This is a genomic window from Rhizobacter sp. J219, assembly GCF_024700055.1.
In the GTDB taxonomy this organism is placed as follows: domain Bacteria; phylum Pseudomonadota; class Gammaproteobacteria; order Burkholderiales; family Burkholderiaceae_C; genus Rhizobacter.
Genome location: NZ_JAJOND010000001.1, coordinates 4,492,042 through 4,509,492 on the forward strand (window position 1 = coordinate 4,492,042; position 17,451 = coordinate 4,509,492).

The following is a 17,451-nucleotide window of genomic DNA, read 5'->3' on the forward strand; positions in this document are numbered from 1 at the left end:
GCTTCGGTGTCAACCCGGGTCGCTGAATTGCGGTGCAGGTTCGGCAGCCGACCAGCGCAGCGGCAGCGCCCGGGCGCGCCACCAGCCCTGCTGCACGGTGATGCGGATGGCGCGCAGCTCGCCTTCCCACAGCGTTTGTGCAAGGCCGGTGAGTTGCAGCAGGTGTCCGGCGTGGTAGTCGATGAAGAGCAGCCCGGCGCGCGGATTCACCGCGAGATTGCCGAGCGTGTTGAAGAAGCGGTTGCCGACGTAGTCGGGGATCGTCAGCACGGTGTGGCCCTCGATCGTCTCGATGTGGACGAAGCCGGGCGGGCCGCCGCGGTGCGAGACATCCACACCTTCGGCCCCGCCGTGGGCACGCGGTGTGCGCGAAGCCGAGGCGATGAAGAGCGTGTCGGCGTAGCGCACGAGCTGCAGCGCGTCTTCGCTAAGCGCGCTGCCTTCGGCGCGCGGCGCAGCGGGCGCCCCGCGGTCGACCGCGAAGGGCATGCGCGCCTGGATGTACTTGGGGCAGTTGCCGAAGCTCTGGTCGACCTCGACGGTGAAGCTCTCGCGATCGAGTGCGACCACGCTGCCGTTCATGCGGTTGCGGCGGCGTGTGTGCGGCTCCAGGCCGAGCAGACCGAGCGGTGTGCCGAGTGCAGCTTGCCACGGGTCGTCGAGAGAAGGCCGCGTCGCAATGTGCAGGTGCCGCTCGTCCGGTGCGCTGATGAAGCCCGGCGTGCCGTGCAGGATCGACGCCCACGGCCGGCCTTGCGCATCGAGGCTCCCCACCAGCAGCGTCGGCAGCTTGCAGAAGAGTTCCCGGTGCTGCTCGGGCATCCAGGTGCGCACCACTTGGCCCATCACCTCGCCCATGCGCGCCTCGACGCCGAGGCGGCGTTGCACGGCGGCTTCGCCCACGTGTCTCATGTCAGGCCCGTGCCTTCTGGCGCGGCATCGACACATAGCCCGGCAGCGCTTCGATGCGCGCCAGCCAGGCCCGCAGTTGCGGATACGGGTCGAGCGACACGCCGCCTTCGGGCGCATGCGAGGTGTAGCTGTAGAGCGCGAGGTCGGCAATGGTCGGGTGGTCGGCGGCGAGGAAGGGTGCGTCCTTCAGGTGCTCGTCCATGCGCTGGAAGAGCTGCGCGGCGATCTGGCCGCAGCGCTCGTCCTGCGGGCGGCCGAAGAGCACTGCGATACGCGCGTTGCCTGGCCCGTTGACGAGGGCGCCTGCGGCCTGCGACAGCCAGCGCTGCACGCGCGCCGAGCCGACGGGGTCGCGTGGCAGCCAGCGGCCGCTGTCGTCGTAGCGCAGCGCGAGGTAGGTGAGGATGGCGTTGCTGTCGGCGAGCGTGATGTCGCCGTCCTGGATCACCGGCACCTGGCCGAAGGGGTTGAGCGCGAGGAAGTCGGGGTGGCGCTGCTCGCCCTTGCTGACGTCGATCAGCTTTTCTTCGAACGGCAGATCGAGCATCGAAAGCAAGAGCTTCACGCGGTGGGCGTGGCCCGAGAGCGGGTGTTGGTAGAGGCGGATCGGTGTCATGCAGGCTCCTCGTGTTGGATGCCTCGCATGGTGAGGGCGTCGACGCTCGCGCGGAATCACCGCGCCGCGCATTTGATAATTCCGCGCCCAGAGGTGAATCAACGAAAGAGGGCGATGGACAAGCTCGAAGGCATGCGCATCTTTGTCGCCGTGGCCGACGCAAAAGGCTTTGCGCCGGCTGCGCGCCAGCTCGGCGTGTCGGCGCCCGCGGTGACACGCGCGGTGGCGGCGCTCGAAGCGCGCATCGGCACGCAGCTCCTGCGCCGCAGCACGCGGCAGGTGACGCTCACCGAGGCGGGAGCGCGCTTCCATGCCGACTGCAAACGCATCCTGTCCGAGATCGACGAGGCGGAGTCGTCCGCCAGCGGGGCCCATGTGGTGCCGCAGGGCCTGCTCTCGATCACGGCGCCGGTGATCTTCGGCCGCCTGCACGTGGCGCCGGTGCTGCAAGACTTCCTCGGGCTGCATCCGCAGGTCAGCGCGCGCAGCTTCTACACCGACCAGATCGTGCACCTGCTCGACGAGGGAATGGACGTGGCGCTGCGCATCGCCCACCTGCCCGACTCAGGCCTGGTGGCGGTGCGTGTGGGCGAGGTGCGGCGTGTGGTGGTGGCGTCGCCGCAGTACCTGGCCGAGCATGGCGTGCCGCGCACGCCGGCCGACTTCTCGCAACACCGCGGCATCGGCTTCTCGCAACATGGGTCGGTGAGTGCGCCCTGGGTTTTCTACCCGCCGGGCGCGGGGGCTCGCAGCGAGGGTGTGGTCGCGCACCCTCGCCTGCGCCACGTGACGAACGCGGGCGATGCCTCCATCGCCGGCGCGCTCGCGAGCCAGGGCCTGGTGCGCGCGCTGTCGTACCAGGTGGCCGAGCCGGTCCTGGCGGGACGCCTGCACATCGTGATGGCCGACCACGAGCCACCCCCGATCCCCGTGCAGCTGGTCTATGCCGAAGGCCGCCGCGCGGCGGCGAAGGTGCGGGCTTTCGTCGACTACGCGGCCGAGCGGCTGCGTGCCGAGCCGGTGCTCAACGGCTCGCTGCAGTGGCCGGCGCTGCCGTGAGAGCCATAAGTGAGAGCAAAAAAAAGCCCGGGGCACGCCCGGGCTTCAAGTTGAACCGAAGACAGGATCAGTCCGCAGGCGCCGCCACCGTGCAGTTGCGGATGCCGTAGATGTCGAGCGCCAGCTTGGCGGTGTTGCGCGCGGTGATGCCCCAGATGGTCTCTTGCGGGTTGAGACCCAGGCTGGTCGGGAAGACCGACGCGTCGTGCACCGACAGGTTGGTGATCTGGTGGTGGCGGCCGTTGCCGTTGACCACGCCCTTGGTCGGGTCGGCCGACATGCCGCAGCCGCCCATCTGGTGCGCGGAGTTCAGGCGCACGCGGCCGCTCACCATCGGCAGGGCATCCACCGCGGCCTGGAACGAGGCGTTGTCGGTGTAGCCCGCCGTGGCAGCGTCGATGTGGCCGATGAAGACCCGTTGCGCGCCGGCCGCGAAGTGCACCGCACCTTGCGACTTGATCGACTGGCGGATCGACTCGAGCACGGTGGCGCTGAGCGGGTAGTCCAGGCCCGGCGAGCCGTCGGCACGCAGGACCACGCTACCGCCGACGCTCTCCGACATGAAGCCGTCGCGCACGAAGGAGATCGTGACGCCGTACTTGTTGAAGTTCTTCATCAGCGTGGCGTGCTGCTCGCCGAAGTAGGTCGGGCCACCGGCCACCAGCACCGGGTGCAGCGGCGCCACTTCGAGCTTCCAGCCCGGCGTGCCGGTGAGCGGCTTGTCGTCGAGGTAGGCGTCGGAGTAGATCGACTGCGGCAGGCCAGCGTGCGCGGCGATGTCGTTGTTGTAGAAACCACCGACCGACGCGCTCGGGTGCAGGAAGGTGCGCTTGCCCAGCGTGCCGTGCGGATCGGGCGCGCCCGAACGCATCAACAGCGCGGGGCCGTTGATCGCGCTCGTGGCCTGCACGTAATGACGGGCCTTGATCGTGACCTTGCGGCCGCTGGGACGCAGGCCCGACGGGTCGAGTGCGTCGCAGACGATCCCGGTGATGGCCGTCTTCGCGGTGTTGAAGGTGTAGTTCTGCGCCCGCAGCCGGGTGTAGAGCGTGGCCCCGAGCGACATCGCGACGGGCAGGGACGTCACCAGCATCGACTGCTTGGCGTTGATCGGGCAACCCAGGCCGCAATAGCCGAGCGCCGCGCAGCCCTTCACGTTGGGCGAAATGATGCCCCACGACAGGCCCAGCCGCGACAGGCCGGTGGAGAGGATGCCGTTGTTGGCGTTGATCGCGCCGGTCCAGGGCTTGATGCCCAGGCGCCGTTCGACGGCCGCGAACCACGGGTCCATCTTGGCCTTGGTGTACTCGGTCAGGCCATAGACGCGCTGCCAGTGCTCGAGCACCTGCGGTGCCGTGCGGAAGCTGGTCGCCCAGTTGACGGTCGTGCCGCCGCCGACGGTGCGGCCTTGCAGGATGCCGACGCCGCCGTCGATGGTGCGACGGGCCAGGTTCTCCTGGTACATCGCTGGGTAGGCCTCGGACTCCTTCATGTTGAAGTCGCTCGACGACTTCAGCGGGCCTTCTTCGATCAGCACGACCTTGAGGCCGCTGGCAGCGAGCATTTCGGCGGTGAGGCCGCCGCCTGCGCCGGTGCCGATGATGGCGACGTCGAAGGTCACCGTGCGGTCAGCCGTCAGGGTGGAGGCGTCGATGACCTTCCAGCCGGCCCGCTTGCCGACGACCCAGGGGTCGATGGGTTTTCTGGAGGGGATGGGAATGACTTGAGGAATGGGCATGTTGGCGTGCCTCTCAGTTGAAACGGGGAGGGCCGGCGTAGCCGATGGCTGGCCAGTTGGTGGGGTTCGAATAGAACGCGTTGGGGATCAGGCCCATGAGCGCGCTGAAGATCGAACGCTGGCTGGCGACCTGGCTCACGCGCAGGCCGTCGAGCAAGGCCGCCAGCAGCGTGGCGGGCATGGCTTCCCAGGTGGCCGGGAAGGCGGCGTTGAAGATCTGCGGGCCACCCTTGAGGGTGTTGAACAGGCCGACGATGCCGGCCTGGTTGAGCGGGGGTAGTTGCTGACGATCTCGCCGGCGCGCTGGGCGCACAGGTTGATCGCCGCAGTGCGGGCGGTCGGGTCGGTCGGCAGGGCGCTGTTGCCCAGGATCACCGGCACCCAGACCCGAACGATGGCGAGCGACGCTGCATCCAGCGCCGAAACAGGCGGAACGACTTGCGCGTGGGCGGGGTTCAGGGCCGCGCCCCCTCCCAGCGCAAGCGCTGTGCTGCCGGCCACACCTGTGGCCAACAGATCTCTTCGGTTCATCATGGCTTGTTCTCTCCTTGGTGGTCACGCGCCAACTAACTGCACGCTCGTGCAAATATGGGCCAAAAAAGTGACAGAACGGTGAGGGAAAACGCCAGACAAGGGCAGGAATGAGGCGTAAATAAGACATATGTCTTAAAAGACGCGTGTCCAGATTGCAATAGGGAGGCGGCGCGTCGCCTCGGGCGAGGCTTGGACGGGCGTTAGCCGACGCTCACGTTTCGGTGCGGCGCGGCATCCGGCGTGGGCTGGCTCTGCACCTGGTTTCGCCCGTTGCGCTTGGCCTCGAGCAGGCGGTCGTCGGCCACCTTGAGCAGGCGCTCCACCGATTCGGCTTCGCTGGAGGAATCGGCCACGCCGGCCGAAAAGGTGTTGGCGGCGAGCGACCCGGTCTCGAAGTGGAAGGCGCGCCGCCGCCAGGCCTGCAGCAGCTTGAGCACCTTGCGCTGCGCCAGCTCGGTGGAGCTGCCGGGCATCAGCAGGCAGAACTCCTCACCGCCGAAGCGGAAGGCGACGTCGCTCTGGCGGGTGTTCTCGTTGAGCAGCGCACCGAAGGCCGCCAGCAGGGTGTCGCCGGCCACGTGGCCGTGGCGGTCGTTGACGGCCTTGAAGTGGTCGAGGTCGATGATCGCCACCGCCAGCGGCTGGCCCTCGCGTTGCGCGAAGGCGAGCATCTGCGGCATCACGTCGTTGAGGTGGCGGCGGTTGAAGAGGCCGGTGAGGAAGTCGCGCGTGGCCTGCTGCTCCAGGCGCGATTTGAGAGCTTCCACTTCGTCGATCTTTTGCGAGAGCTGCTGGTTGATCGCTTCCAGTTCGGCGCGGGCCTTTTCGGTGGCACGGCGGCGCGCTTCGGTCTCGTCGAGGTGCTGCTGCAGGCGGCGCAGTTCGGTCTGCAGCGACGCCGCCTGGTAGCGCGCCCGCGAGGCCTGGTGGCCGCGCGCCACGTGGCAACGCTGCCACTCGCGCAGGGCGGTCAGCGCGCGCTCGGGTTCGCCGAGCTGCTGACAGGCGTCGGCCAGGGCCGCGTGGTAGAGGCAGCGCACCCTGAGGCTCAGGCCGGCGTCGGCCTCGTGCAGCATGGACTCTGCACGTTGCAGGTGCTGAGCGGCTTCGGCGAGCTTCGCGTCCGCGCGCAGCACCTCCGCTTCGGCCACGACCAGCGTGAGCGCTTCGTCGGGCACCTCGACCTCGGGGCAGTTGACGCGGGCGCGGGCCACGAGATCGCGGCCGAGCGCATGGTCGCCGGCGCGCAGCGCGGCGAGCCCCATGGTTTCGAAGTGGGCGTTGGTCGGGCCGCGGCCGGTCTCGTCGGCGGGCAGGTCGAGCAACTGCTTCACGTCGGGCAGCGCTTCGGAGGCCCGGTCCAGGCCCATGAGGCAGATGATGCGGTTGATCAGCAGCACGCTCAGCAGGCGCGGGTTGCGCAGCTGGTGGCTGCGGGCGATGCCTTGCTCGACGTAGGCGAGCGCCTGGTGGAAGTCGCCGAGCTGGATCAGCTCGTGCGCGAGGTTGCAATACAGCACCACCTCGAAGCCGTTGCTGCGCGTGGGCTTGGCCTCGTGCAGCGCCTGGTACATGTAGGCGAAGGCCTGCTCCGATTCGCCGAGCGACGAGTAGCAGCCGGCGATCACGTTGAGCAGCATGCCGAGACTCGTCGCGCTTGAGCACCTGCAGGCCTTCGGCCCGAAGCGGGAGGATGCGCTCCAGCGACTCCTGGTACTTGGCGTCGCGCCACAGGCAGCGTGCGATGCCGACTTCGGCGAGCAGGTGACCCGGGCGGTCGCCCAGCGCGGCGAAGCAGGCCTCGGCCTGGCCCAGTTCATGGGCGGCGGTCTGCGGCGTGGAGTACCAGATGAGGTGCAGCCCGCGCACGAGGCGGGCCCAGCCTTCGGCCAGCGTGTCGCCGTCTTCCAGCGCACGGGCCAGCGCCTGGTCGGCGAGGGCGATGCAGCGGGTGGAGTCCTGGTACAGCAGCTTCCACGCGCGGCGCGCAGTCGCCAGGGCGGGCGAGGCGGGAGGGTGCTCGGGCGGCTGCGGCATGCGCGCGATTTTCGCTGCATTCCTTCCCCGCGCCCGGGCCGGCACGCCCTGGGTGGGTCAGGCCTTGAGCGCGCCTTCGGCCGAATATTTGTAGAGCAGGTGCACCGACTGGTGGCCGACCTGGCGTTCATCGAAGCGGATGGGCAGGCCGCCGAGGTTCATCTGCTTGCCGCGCAGGGCCGCAGCGAGGGCCTGGCGCGTGGGCGCCGCCTTCGCCTTCATCTCCACCAGCGTGCGGGTGATGACACTGCCGTAGACGAAGCCTTCGAAGGCGCTGAACGAGCGGGTGAGGGCGTCGAGGTCGCGGTCGATCATCGCGTCGCGGAAGCGCACGGCGACCTCGGTGCGCGACAGCGCCGGGTTGTTGAACGGGCTGGCCACCCCCAGGCCGTTGAGTGCGCGTTCGCGGCTCTCGGCGAAGGGCCGGCTGATCACCTGCGAGAGCGTGCATACCGGTGACATGTAGGTGTTGCCGCGGCCGCGCAGCTCCATCATGGTGTCGACCACCGCTTCGGTGGGCAGGAGCAGCAGCACGCTCTGGGTACCCGGCGTGGCAACGATTTCACGTGCTGCCGCCGCAAGCCTGTCAGCGCTGGTCGGGTCGACTGCCAGGGCGCGCGTGACGCTCGCGCCCGAGGCCTGCATGTGTTTGAGCAGCTCCCGATTGCCGGGCTCGTCGACATAGAGCACGCCCAGGCGCGGCAGGCTCATGCTGCTGAAGGTCTTGAGCACGGCGCTCAGCTCGTCGGCGTCGCTCGCCTTGAGGTGGAAGGCCCAGGGGTTGTCGCCACGCCGCAGCTCGGCGGCGCTCGAGCGCATGCCGATCACCGGCAGGCGCAGGCGCGCCGCCACCGGCAGGGCGGCTTGTGCGTGGGCGGTGGACCAGAGGCCACTGATGGCGACCACATCTTGGCGGGCCAGCGCTTCCACGTTGGCGGCCGCCTGCTCGGGCTTGTAGGCGTCATCGAGTTCGATCAACTCGATCGGCTGCCCGCGCCGCTCGGCTGCCACCGCTTGCTGGAAGCCGGCGAGGAAGTCGAGCCCCACGTCGGCGGTCGCGCCGGCCTGGATGGCGTTGCGCACCGCGGGCGCCCCGCTCAGCGGCAGCGTGAGGCCGATCTTGAGTGTGGGCTGCGCGCGCAGCCAGGCCGGTGTGGCGAGTGCGGCGCTCGCCGCCAGGGTGGTGCTGACGAAGCGGCGTCGATGGAACGCGGGCATTGGGGATGTCTCCTTGCTTCTTGAAATCGTTTTCAAGCGGGAGGGTAACGAGATGGGGTGAGACCGTCGACTAGGGAAACCGCGCGCGGGTGTGCGGTTTGGCGCGACTCACATGCTGCGCCGGTACTGGCCCCCGACTTCGAACAGCGCGCTCGTGATCTGGCCGAGCGAACACACACGCACCGCGTCCATCAGCACTTCGAAGACGTTGCGGTTGTCGATCACCGCCTGCTGCAGGCGCTTGAGCATGGCGGGCGCCGCGCCTGCGTTTTTTGCGTGGAAGTCGGCCAGACGCCTGAGCTGCGACTGCTTCTCGTCGTCGGTCGAGCGCGCGAGTTCAATGTGCTGCGGCACTGGGTCGCCATGCGGGTTGCGGAAGGTGTTGACGCCGATGATGGGGTACTCGCCGGTGTGCTTGAGCATCTCGTAGCGCATGCTCTCTTCCTGGATCTGCCCGCGCTGGTAGCCGGTTTCCATTGCGCCCAGCACGCCGCCGCGCTCGGCGATGCGCTCGAACTCCTTCAGCACGGCTTCTTCGACCAGCTCGGTTAACTCCTCGATCACGAAGGCTCCCTGGTTGGGGTTCTCGTTCTTCGCCAGGCCCCATTCGCGGTTGATGATGAGCTGGATCGCCATCGCACGGCGCACGCTGTCTTCGGTCGGAGTGGTGATGGCCTCGTCGAAGGCGTTGGTGTGCAGCGAGTTGCAGTTGTCGTAGATCGCGATCAGCGCCTGCAGCGTGGTGCGGATGTCGTTGAACTGGATCTCCTGCGCGTGCAACGAGCGGCCGCTGGTCTGCACGTGGTACTTGAGCTTTTGCGAGCGTTCGTTGGCACCGTATTTGTCGCGCATCGCGACCGCCCAGATGCGGCGCGCCACACGGCCGAGCACGGTGTACTCCGGGTCCATGCCGTTGCTGAAGAAGAAGCTGAGGTTGGGCGCGAAGTCGTCGATGTGCATGCCGCGCGCCAGGTACGCCTCCACGAAGGTGAAGCCGTTGCTGAGCGTGAACGCGAGTTGCGAGATCGGGTTCGCGCCCGCTTCGGCGATGTGGTAGCCGCTGATGCTCACCGAGTAGAAATTGCGCACGCCGTGGTGCACGAAGTACTCGGCCACGTCGCCCATCACCTTCAGGCTGAATTCGGTCGAGAAGATGCAGGTGTTCTGGCCCTGGTCTTCCTTCAGGATGTCGGCCTGCACCGTGCCGCGCACGTTCTGCTTGACCCAGGCGACGATCTTCTGCGTCTCGTCGTCGCTCGGCTCGCGGCCGTTGTCGGCTTTGAATTTGTCGAGCTGCTGGTCGATGGCGGTGTTCATGAACATCGCGAGGATGGTCGGCGCCGGGCCGTTGATCGTCATCGAGACGCTGGTGCTCGGGCTGCAGAGGTCGAAGCCGCTGTACAGCACCTTCATGTCGTCGAGCGTCGCGATGCTCACGCCCGAGTTGCCGACCTTGCCGTAGATGTCCGGCCTCAGCGCCGGGTCGTGGCCATAGAGCGTGACGCTGTCGAACGCGGTCGAGAGACGCTTGGCCGGCATGCCTTCGGAGAGCAGCTTGAAGCGCCGGTTGGTGCGGAAGGCATCGCCTTCGCCCGCGAACATGCGGGTCGGGTCCTCGTTCTCGCGCTTGAAGGCGAAGGTGCCGGCGGTGTACGGGAAGCTGCCCGGCACGTTGTCGAGCAGGAGCCACTTGAGCGCTTCCCCGTGGTCTTCGTATTTCGGCAGCACCACCTTGCGCACTTGGGTGCCGCTGAGGGTGGTGGTGGTGAGCGCGGTGCGGATCTCCTTGTCGCGAATCTTCACCACGTACTCGTCGCCGGCGTAGGCCTTCTGCAGCGCCGGCCACTGGGCGAGCAGCTTCTTCGCATGCGGGTCTAGCTTCGCCTCGCGCTGGTCGGCCAGTGTGTTCACCGCACGCACCGCGTTGTGCTTGTCCGGGTTGTCTTCGGTGAGCATGCGGCCCGATTCGCGCAGCTGCTGGATCTCGCGGGCGAGGCGCGATTGCTTGAGCGCTTCGGCCTTGTAGTGGCGCACCGTGTCGCTGATCTCGGCGAGGTAACGCACCCGCGCGCCGGGCACGATGGGCACCTGGTGGGTGCTGTGGCGGGTGCTGACCGTGGGCAGCGCGCTTTTGCCGGTCTTGAGGCCCAGTTCGGTCAGGCGCGGCAGCAGCGCCTGGTACAGCGCCGTCACGCCGTCGTCGTTGAAGCGGCTCGCCATCGTGCCGAAGACCGGCATCTCGTCGGGTGACTTGCCAAACGCCTCGCGGTTGCGCATCACCTGCTTGGCCACATCGCGCAGCGCATCGGCCGCGCCCTTGCGGTCGAACTTGTTGATGGCCACGAACTCGGCGAAATCGAGCATGTCGATCTTCTCCAGCTGGCTGGCCGCGCCGAACTCGGGCGTCATCACGTACATCGGCACGTCAACCAGCGGCACGATGGCGGCGTCACCCTGGCCGATGCCGGAGGTTTCGACCACGACAAGATCGAAGCCCGCGACCTTGCACGCGGCCAGCACGTCGGGCAGGGCCTGGCTGATCTCGCTGCCGAAGTCGCGCGTGGCGAGCGAGCGCATGAAGACGCGCGGACCCTGTTGCCAAGGCGAGATGGCGTTCATGCGGATGCGGTCGCCGAGCAGCGCGCCACCGCTCTTGCGGCGCGACGGGTCGATGGAGATCACCGCGACGCGCAGCGCATCGCCCTGGTCGAGCCTCAGGCGGCGGATCAGCTCGTCGGTGAGGCTGGACTTGCCCGCGCCGCCAGTACCGGTGATGCCGAGCACCGGGATGCGCGTCTTCTGCGCAGCCTCATGCAAGGCGGCCTTCAGCGATGCATCGGCCGCACCGTTCTCGAGCGCCGTGATGAGCTGCGCGAGCGCGCGCCAGTTCGCTTCGCCATGGCCTTGCACCGCAGCGAGCGAGGTCGGCGCATGCGACGACAACTCATGATCGCAGCGCATCACCATCTCGCCGATCATCCCCTGCAGCCCCATGCGCTGGCCGTCTTCCGGGCTGTAGATGCGCGCCACGCCGTAGCCCTGCAGCTCGGCGATCTCGCTCGGCACGATCACGCCGCCGCCGCCGCCGAAGACCTGGATGTGCTCGCCCCCTCGCTCGCGCAGCAGGTCGACCATGTACTTGAAGTACTCGACATGGCCTCCCTGGTAGGAGCTGATCGCGATGCCCTGCACGTCTTCCTGCAGCGCGGCCGTCACCACCTCGTCGACCGATCGGTTGTGCCCGAGGTGGATCACCTCGGCACCCATGCTCTGCAGGATGCGCCGCATGATGTTGATCGCGGCGTCGTGCCCGTCAAAGAGGCTGGCCGCGGTGACGAAGCGCACCTTGTTCGTCGGCCGGTAGTTCGCCAGCGCCGCTTGCTCGGCAGAGAGGTCGGTCATGTCGGTTGTCTCCTGGGCGTGGTTCTCTTGTTGTGGGGATGAGCTTCAGACCACCTTGAGGCTCTTGAGCGCTGGGTCGTCGGGTGGGTATCGAAGCTTGAGCGACTGGAAGACCTGCTTCATGACGGTGGCGATCATCAGGTTGCGGTGCGTCTTCGAATCGGCCGGCACCACGGTCCACGGCGCCCAAGGCGTGCCGGTGGCGGAGATGGCGTCGGCGTAGGCCTGCTGGTACTGCTTCCACTGCTTGCGCACCTCGAGGTCGCCGGCCGAGAACTTCCAGCGTTTGGTCGGGTCGTCGAGCCGCTCCTGCAGCCGCGCGCGCTGCTCCTCCTTCGAGATGTGCAGCATGAACTTCACCACCACCGTGCCGGTCTCGGTGAGCATGCGCTCGAAGTCGTTGATGTGGGCGTAGCGCTGTTTCACTTGCGCCGGGGTGATCCATTTGTTGACCGCGGGCACGAGCACGTCTTCGTAGTGGCTGCGATTGAAGACGGTCACTTCACCGTTGGCCGGCACCTGCTGGTGGATGCGCCAGAGGTAGTCGCGCGCACGCTCCGGCTCGGTGGGCGCTTTCCACGCCACGGTGTGCACGCCGAGCGCGCTCATCTGGCCGAAGACGCCGCGCAGCGTGCCGTCCTTGCCGCTGGTGTCGGTGCCTTGCAACACCACCAGCATCTTGAAGCGGCGGTCGGCATAGAAGAGGTTTTGCAGCTCGTCGAGTTCGCGCGCCAGCGTCTCGACGGCTGTTTTGTCGGCGGCCTTGTCGCCGCTGGAGTAAGGCTTGGCTTGCGGCGAAACCTTGGCCAGATCGAAACGGGATGCCTTGGCGCCTGCGCTGGCGTGGCGGTACGGCGTGAGGGTCGGTGAGGGTAGGGGCACGGCGACTCCAATTGACGTATACGTCAATTGGCAGTGTATCCCCCTCGCGGCCGACACCCCTGTCCACGGGGCGGTCCAGCGGGCACAAGGGGGTTTTCGGCGGCCCTCGAAAGAAGGGTTTGGCGGCAGAATCCCGGGCACGGAGGGCGCTGGAGAGGGTGCCCCGCAGAGAAAAGCAGTCAGAGGAGTGATGCCCGTGTCCACGACATTTGTCCCCGTCAAGACACCCGAAGCCGTGCAAGAGCTGCAAAGCCGCCAGCGCAAGCTGAGCCAGCGCCACCGCACTGTGTTGTTGCTGGTCGATGGGCGCCGCCCGGAAGATGAGGTACGGCAGCTGGCCGCCGCGGCCGGCTCGCCTGAGACCTGCTACGACGAGCTGGTCGACCTGGGCCTGATCTCGCGGCCGGCGCCGCTCGATTCGGCGCCGATGCCGCTCGACGTGGCGCTGGACGCTCCCGAGCCCTCGGCGCCCGCGCCGCTGCAGGTGTCTGACGCGGTGCCGGTGGCCGATTCGGTGATCAGCAGCTTCCTGCCGGCCGCGGCGAGCCTGCAGCCGGAGTCGCGTCTCGACTCGTCGCTCAACGAACTGTCGGGGGTGTCGGGCGCGGCGATGGACGCGGTCGAGGCCGAGCGCCAATCGGGCGGCGTGCAGGACGAAGCGCTGGAAGAGGCGCGCGACATCCTCTTGCGCGCGGTGAAGGCCGAAGCCCCGGTGGCCGGCTCATTGACCATGCTCCGGTTGCGGCGCGCCCGCACGCGCGAAGATCTGGAAGCCCTGCTCGAAGAAGTCGAGGGCCGCATCTTCAAGCCGTTCAAGGGCTTGTGGGCCTCGCAGACCATGGCCCGCGTGCGCGAGTTGCTGGCCACCCAACCGCCTTTGTCCATCCCGTCTTCCTGATGACCTTTCTCGCCATCGACGTCGGCAACACCCGCCTCAAGTGGGCTTTGTACGCTTCACCACAACCGGGTGCCGCCGTGATGGCACATGGCGCGGTCTTTCTCGAGACCATCGACCACCTCGCTGACCACGACTGGAAGAAGCTGCCCCCGCCCACCAGCATGCTGGGCTGCGTGGTGGCTGGCGAGAGCATTCGCCGCCGGGTCGAAGAGCAGCTCGAGATCTGGGACATCGACCCGCGCTGGGTGGTGTCGTCCAGCCACGCCGCCGGCGTCACCAACGGCTACGAGCACCCCGCGCGCCTGGGCCCCGACCGCTGGGTCGCGATGATCGGAGCCTGGCACCACGTGTGTTCGCGCGGTGCGCCGCGGCCGGTGCTGGTGGTGATGGTGGGCACGGCCGTGACGGTCGATGCGGTCGACGAGACCGGCCACTTCCTCGGCGGCCTGATCCTGCCCGGCTTTGGCGTGATGCAGAACGCGCTGGAAATGGGCACCGCCGGCCTGCGCGTGCCGACCGGCGAGGTGGTCGACTTCCCCACCAACACCAGCGATGCGCTGATGAGCGGCGGTGTCAACGCGATGGCGGGTGCTGTCGAGCGCATGTACCGCAAGCTGCGCGCCAAGACCGGCCAGGAGCCGGTGCTCCTGATGTCGGGCGGCGCATCGCCCAAGCTGTCGCCCGTGACCGACCTCAAGTTCGAGGTGGTGGAGCGGCTGGTGTTCGACGGCTTGCTCGCGTTGCAGTCGCACCGTCTCGCGCTCTGAGCGCGGCTTCGAAAGTAACTGCAGGTTCCTGAGCCGCGGCGCCGCCGGGCGATCCGCTCGCTTGCGGTTTTTTGCCTGCACATGCGGCGCGCTCGCGTCGAACCACGCCGGAACACCATGGAAACCCGGGCCGTGGTCGTCCCCATGACACCACGTTCAGCACTCGTAAAGAATTCAGAAAGGTTTTGTAATGTTGGCGCGTGGCGCCAGGAGGCGTCCTGTGCTGAAGTCGATCCGAAGGGTGTGCCATGCCGCGGCTGCGGTGCTCATGGGGGTGGCGGCGAGCGGCGCGCCGGCCGGTGAAGTGGAGGTGCTGCACTGGTGGACGTCCGGTGGCGAGGCCAAGTCGGTCGACGAACTCAAGCGCGCGCTCCAGGCGCAGGGCCACCAGTGGCGCGACCTCGCGGTGCCGGGGGAGGCGGCGATGCCGCGATGACCGAACTGCGCGCCCGCGTGAGCCGTGGCCAGCCCCCGACGGCCGCGCAGATCAAGGGACCGGCGATCCAGGAGTGGGGCCGGCTCGGGGTGCTGGCCAACCTCGACGAGGTGGCGACCCAGCAGCGCTGGGATGCCCAGCTGCCGCGTGCCGTGGCCGAGGCCATGAAGTACAACGGCCACTACGTCGCGGTGCCGGTCAACGTGCACCGGGTGAACTGGCTCTGGATCAACCGCGAGGCGCTGCGCAAGGTGGGCACCCGCGCGCCCGAGACCTGGGGCGAGTTCTTCGCCCTGGCCGAGAAGCTGCACCGCGCCGGCATCGTGCCGGTGGCGCATGGCGGCCAACCCTGGCAGGAGTTCACCACCTTCGAGTCGGTGGCGCTCGGTGTGGGCGGCGCCGAGTTCTACCGCAATGCGTTCGTCAAGCTCGATCCGGCGGCGCTCCACAGCACGACGATGGAGAGGGTGCTGACCACCTTTCGCCGCATCAAGGACTACACCGACAAGGGCGCCCCGGGCCGCGACTGGAACCAGGCCACCGCAATGGTGATCCGCGGCGAGGCGGCGATGCAGTTCATGGGCGACTGGGCCAAGGGCGAGTTCCTCGCAGCGGGCAAGGTGCCGAACAAGGACTTCCTCTGTGTCTCGGCGCCGGGCACCGAGCGGGCCTACATCTTCAACGTCGACAGCTTCGCAATGTTCGAGCTGAAGGGCAGCGAAGACCGCCGGGCGCAGCGCGCGCTCGTGAACTCGATCATGAGTCCGGCCTTCCAGGAGAGCTTCAACCTCAACAAGGGCTCGATCCCGGTGGCCGCGGGGGTGAACATGGGCCGCTTCGACCTGTGCGGGCAGGAGTCGGGCGCCTACTTCACCGCCACCGCGATGATCAACACGCTGGTGCCGTCGATCGCCCACAAGATGGTGCAACCCGGCCCCATCGAAGACGCCTTCAAGGAGATCGTGGCGGCTTTCTGGAACCAGCCCAAGATGACGAGCGCCGAGGCGATGAACCGCTTCGTCGCGGCGGCCAAGGCCAACCCGCGCTCGTGAGCCGCGGCTTGGCGGTTGGCGTCAGAGGATGTAGCGCGAGAGGTCTTCGTTTTTCGAGAGATCGCCGAGCTTGGCGTCGACTTCGGCGGCACCGATCGACACCGTCTGGCCCGACAGCTTCGGTGCATCGAAGCTCACTTCGTCGAGCAGCCGCTCCATCACCGTCGACAGCCGGCGTGCGCCGATGTTTTCGGTGCGCTCGTTCACGTCGTAGGCGATCTGCGCGAGGCGGCGGATGCCGTCGGGTTGGAGTTCCAACGTCACACCTTCGGTGGCGAGCAGCGCCTGGTATTGCTTGACCAGGCTCGCATGCGTCTGCGTGAGGATGGCCTCGAAGTCGTCGACGCTCAGCGAGCCCAGCTCCACGCGGATCGGAAAGCGCCCCTGCAGCTCGGGGATCAGGTCGCTCGGCTTGGCGAGGTGGAACGCGCCCGAGGCGATGAAGAGGATGTGGTCCGTCTTCACCATGCCGTACTTGGTGTTGACCGTGGTGCCTTCGACCAGCGGCAGCAGGTCGCGCTGCACGCCCTGGCGCGAGACGTCGGCGCCGCTGGTTTCCTGGCGCGAGGCGACCTTGTCGATCTCGTCGAGGAAGACAATGCCGTTCTGCTCGGTGTTGGCGAGCGCCCGGGTCTTGATCTCGTCTTCGTTGACGAGCTTGGCGGCTTCTTCCTCGGCCAGCAGCTTCAGCGCTTCGGCGATCTTCACCTTGCGCTGCTTGCGCTTGGTGGCGCCGAGGTTGGCGAACATGCCCTTGAGCTGCTCGGCCATCTCGTCCATGCCCGGGGGGCCCATGATCTCGAGCATGGGCTTGGGGTCGGCCACCTCGATCTCGATTTCCTTGTCGTCGAGCGCGCCTTCGCGAAGACGCTTGCGCATCACTTGGCGCGCCGTGTTGTCGGTGGGCTGCGAGGGCGACAGACCGAAATCGCTGCGCGGGGGCGGCACCAGCACGTCGAGCACACGGTCTTCGGCGGCGTCTTCGGCGCGGGCGCGCTGGCGGCGCATCGCGTGTTCGCGCTCCTGCTTGACGGCCATCTCGGCGAGGTCGCGGATGATGGTGTCGACGTCCTTGCCGACGTAGCCCACCTCGGTGAACTTGGTCGCCTCGACCTTGATGAAGGGCGCGTCGGCGAGCTTCGCCAGGCGACGTGCGATCTCGGTCTTGCCGACGCCGGTCGGCCCGATCATCAGGATGTTCTTCGGCGTGATCTCGCCGCGCAGCGCTTCGTCGACCTGTTGGCGGCGCCAGCGGTTGCGCAGGGCGATCGCGACCGAGCGCTTGGCGGCGGCCTGGCCGACGATGTGGCGGTCGAGTTCGGAGACGATCTCCTGCGGGGTCATGTTGAAGCTCATGCCGTGTCCCCGAGGGTTTCGATGATGTGGTTTTGATTCGTGTAGATGCACAGATCACCTGCGATCTCGAGCGAGCGCTTCACGATGTCTTTGGGGGCGAGCTCCGTGTGCTCCAGCAGAGCGATGGCCGAGGCTTGCGCATACGAGCCGCCCGAGCCGATCGCGACGATGCCCTTCTCAGGCTCGAGCACGTCGCCGTTGCCGGTGATGATGAGCGAGGCGTCCTTGTCGGCCACCGCGAGCATGGCTTCGAGGCGGCGCAGCACGCGGTCGGTGCGCCAGTCCTTTGTGAGTTCGATGGCGGCGCGCACCAGGTGGCCCTGGTGCTTCTCGAGCTTGGCCTCGAAGCGCTCGAAGAGTGTGAAGGCGTCGGCCGTGGCGCCGGCGAAACCGGCAAGCACTTGGTCGCGGTAGAGCTTGCGCACCTTGCGCGCGGTCGCTTTGACGACCACGTTGCCCAGGGTCACCTGGCCGTCGCCGCCGATGGCGACCACATTGCCGCGGCGCACGCTCAGGATGGTCGTGCCGTGATATTGGTCCATGG

Annotated in this window: 13 protein-coding genes and 1 pseudogene; 4 read left to right on the plus strand and 10 right to left on the minus strand. The window is 67.7% G+C overall.

Going from position 1 to position 17,451, the window contains the following annotated elements; all coding sequences use genetic code 11:
* Positions 1-9: 9 nt before the first annotated feature.
* Together LRS03_RS21360 and LRS03_RS21365 are read right to left on the minus strand one after the other, a co-directional pair.
* Entirely contained in the window at positions 10-912 is a 903-nt protein-coding gene (locus LRS03_RS21360) for a pyridoxamine 5'-phosphate oxidase family protein (RefSeq protein ID WP_257827997.1), read from the minus strand.
* Between the two features lies 1 nt (position 913).
* Positions 914-1,528 carry a glutathione S-transferase family protein gene (locus tag LRS03_RS21365; RefSeq protein ID WP_257828000.1) on the minus strand — a complete coding sequence of 205 codons (615 nt, stop codon included), beginning with the start codon at positions 1,526-1,528 and terminating at the stop codon, positions 914-916.
* 114 nt (positions 1,529-1,642) lie between these two features.
* Here LRS03_RS21365 and LRS03_RS21370 point away from each other — a divergent pair, with 114 nt between their 5' ends.
* Positions 1,643-2,587, plus strand: a complete 945-nt coding sequence (locus tag LRS03_RS21370; protein ID WP_257828001.1) for a LysR family transcriptional regulator — start codon at positions 1,643-1,645, stop codon at positions 2,585-2,587.
* Positions 2,588-2,654: 67 nt separating this feature from the next.
* Here LRS03_RS21370 and LRS03_RS21375 read toward each other — a convergent pair whose 3' ends face one another.
* From LRS03_RS21375 to LRS03_RS21400, 6 genes are all read right to left on the minus strand, one after another.
* Positions 2,655-4,325: a GMC family oxidoreductase gene (locus LRS03_RS21375; RefSeq protein ID WP_257828003.1), complete on the minus strand. Its 1,671-nt coding sequence runs from the start codon at positions 4,323-4,325 to the stop codon at positions 2,655-2,657.
* 13 nt (positions 4,326-4,338) lie between these two features.
* Positions 4,339-4,638: a hypothetical protein gene (locus LRS03_RS21380; protein WP_257828004.1), complete on the minus strand. Its 300-nt coding sequence runs from the start codon at positions 4,636-4,638 to the stop codon at positions 4,339-4,341.
* Positions 4,639-5,059: 421 nt separating this feature from the next.
* Positions 5,060-6,499, minus strand: coding sequence for a tetratricopeptide repeat-containing diguanylate cyclase (locus LRS03_RS21385; protein ID WP_257828005.1), 1,440 nt, complete (start codon positions 6,497-6,499; stop codon positions 5,060-5,062).
* A 454-nt stretch (positions 6,500-6,953) separates the two neighbouring features.
* A complete protein-coding gene (locus LRS03_RS21390) occupies positions 6,954-8,114 on the minus strand; it encodes an ABC transporter substrate-binding protein (RefSeq protein WP_257828006.1) in 1,161 nt (386 codons plus the stop codon).
* 108 nt (positions 8,115-8,222) lie between these two features.
* Positions 8,223-11,516 (minus strand): fused isobutyryl-CoA mutase/GTPase IcmF, encoded by a 3,294-nt coding sequence (gene icmF, locus LRS03_RS21395; protein WP_257828007.1) that lies wholly within the window; start codon positions 11,514-11,516, stop codon positions 8,223-8,225.
* Between the two features lie 45 nt (positions 11,517-11,561).
* Positions 11,562-12,398: a PPK2 family polyphosphate kinase gene (locus LRS03_RS21400; RefSeq protein ID WP_257828008.1), complete on the minus strand. Its 837-nt coding sequence runs from the start codon at positions 12,396-12,398 to the stop codon at positions 11,562-11,564.
* Between the two features lie 196 nt (positions 12,399-12,594).
* Here LRS03_RS21400 and LRS03_RS21405 point away from each other — a divergent pair, with 196 nt between their 5' ends.
* The 3 genes and pseudogenes from LRS03_RS21405 (at position 12,595) to LRS03_RS21415 (ending at position 15,551) form a co-directional block, all read left to right on the plus strand.
* Entirely contained in the window at positions 12,595-13,296 is a 702-nt protein-coding gene (locus LRS03_RS21405) for a hypothetical protein (protein ID WP_257828009.1), read from the plus strand.
* Positions 13,296-14,063 (plus strand): type III pantothenate kinase, encoded by a 768-nt coding sequence (locus LRS03_RS21410; RefSeq protein ID WP_257828010.1) that lies wholly within the window; start codon positions 13,296-13,298, stop codon positions 14,061-14,063. The genes LRS03_RS21405 and LRS03_RS21410 overlap by 1 nt, the downstream gene beginning before the upstream one ends.
* Before the next feature lie 268 nt (positions 14,064-14,331).
* A pseudogene (locus LRS03_RS21415) lies at positions 14,332-15,551 on the plus strand (ABC transporter substrate-binding protein).
* A 21-nt stretch (positions 15,552-15,572) separates the two neighbouring features.
* Here the strand turns inward: LRS03_RS21415 and hslU are convergent.
* Both hslU and hslV read right to left on the minus strand, forming a co-directional pair.
* Complete coding sequence (hslU, locus tag LRS03_RS21420; protein WP_257828011.1) at positions 15,573-16,907, minus strand: ATP-dependent protease ATPase subunit HslU; 1,335 nt, start codon at positions 16,905-16,907, stop codon at positions 15,573-15,575.
* Positions 16,904-17,449: an ATP-dependent protease subunit HslV gene (gene hslV / locus LRS03_RS21425; RefSeq protein ID WP_257828012.1), complete on the minus strand. Its 546-nt coding sequence runs from the start codon at positions 17,447-17,449 to the stop codon at positions 16,904-16,906. Before hslV ends, hslU begins: the two co-directional genes overlap by 4 nt.
* Between the last annotated feature and the right edge of the window lie 2 nt (positions 17,450-17,451).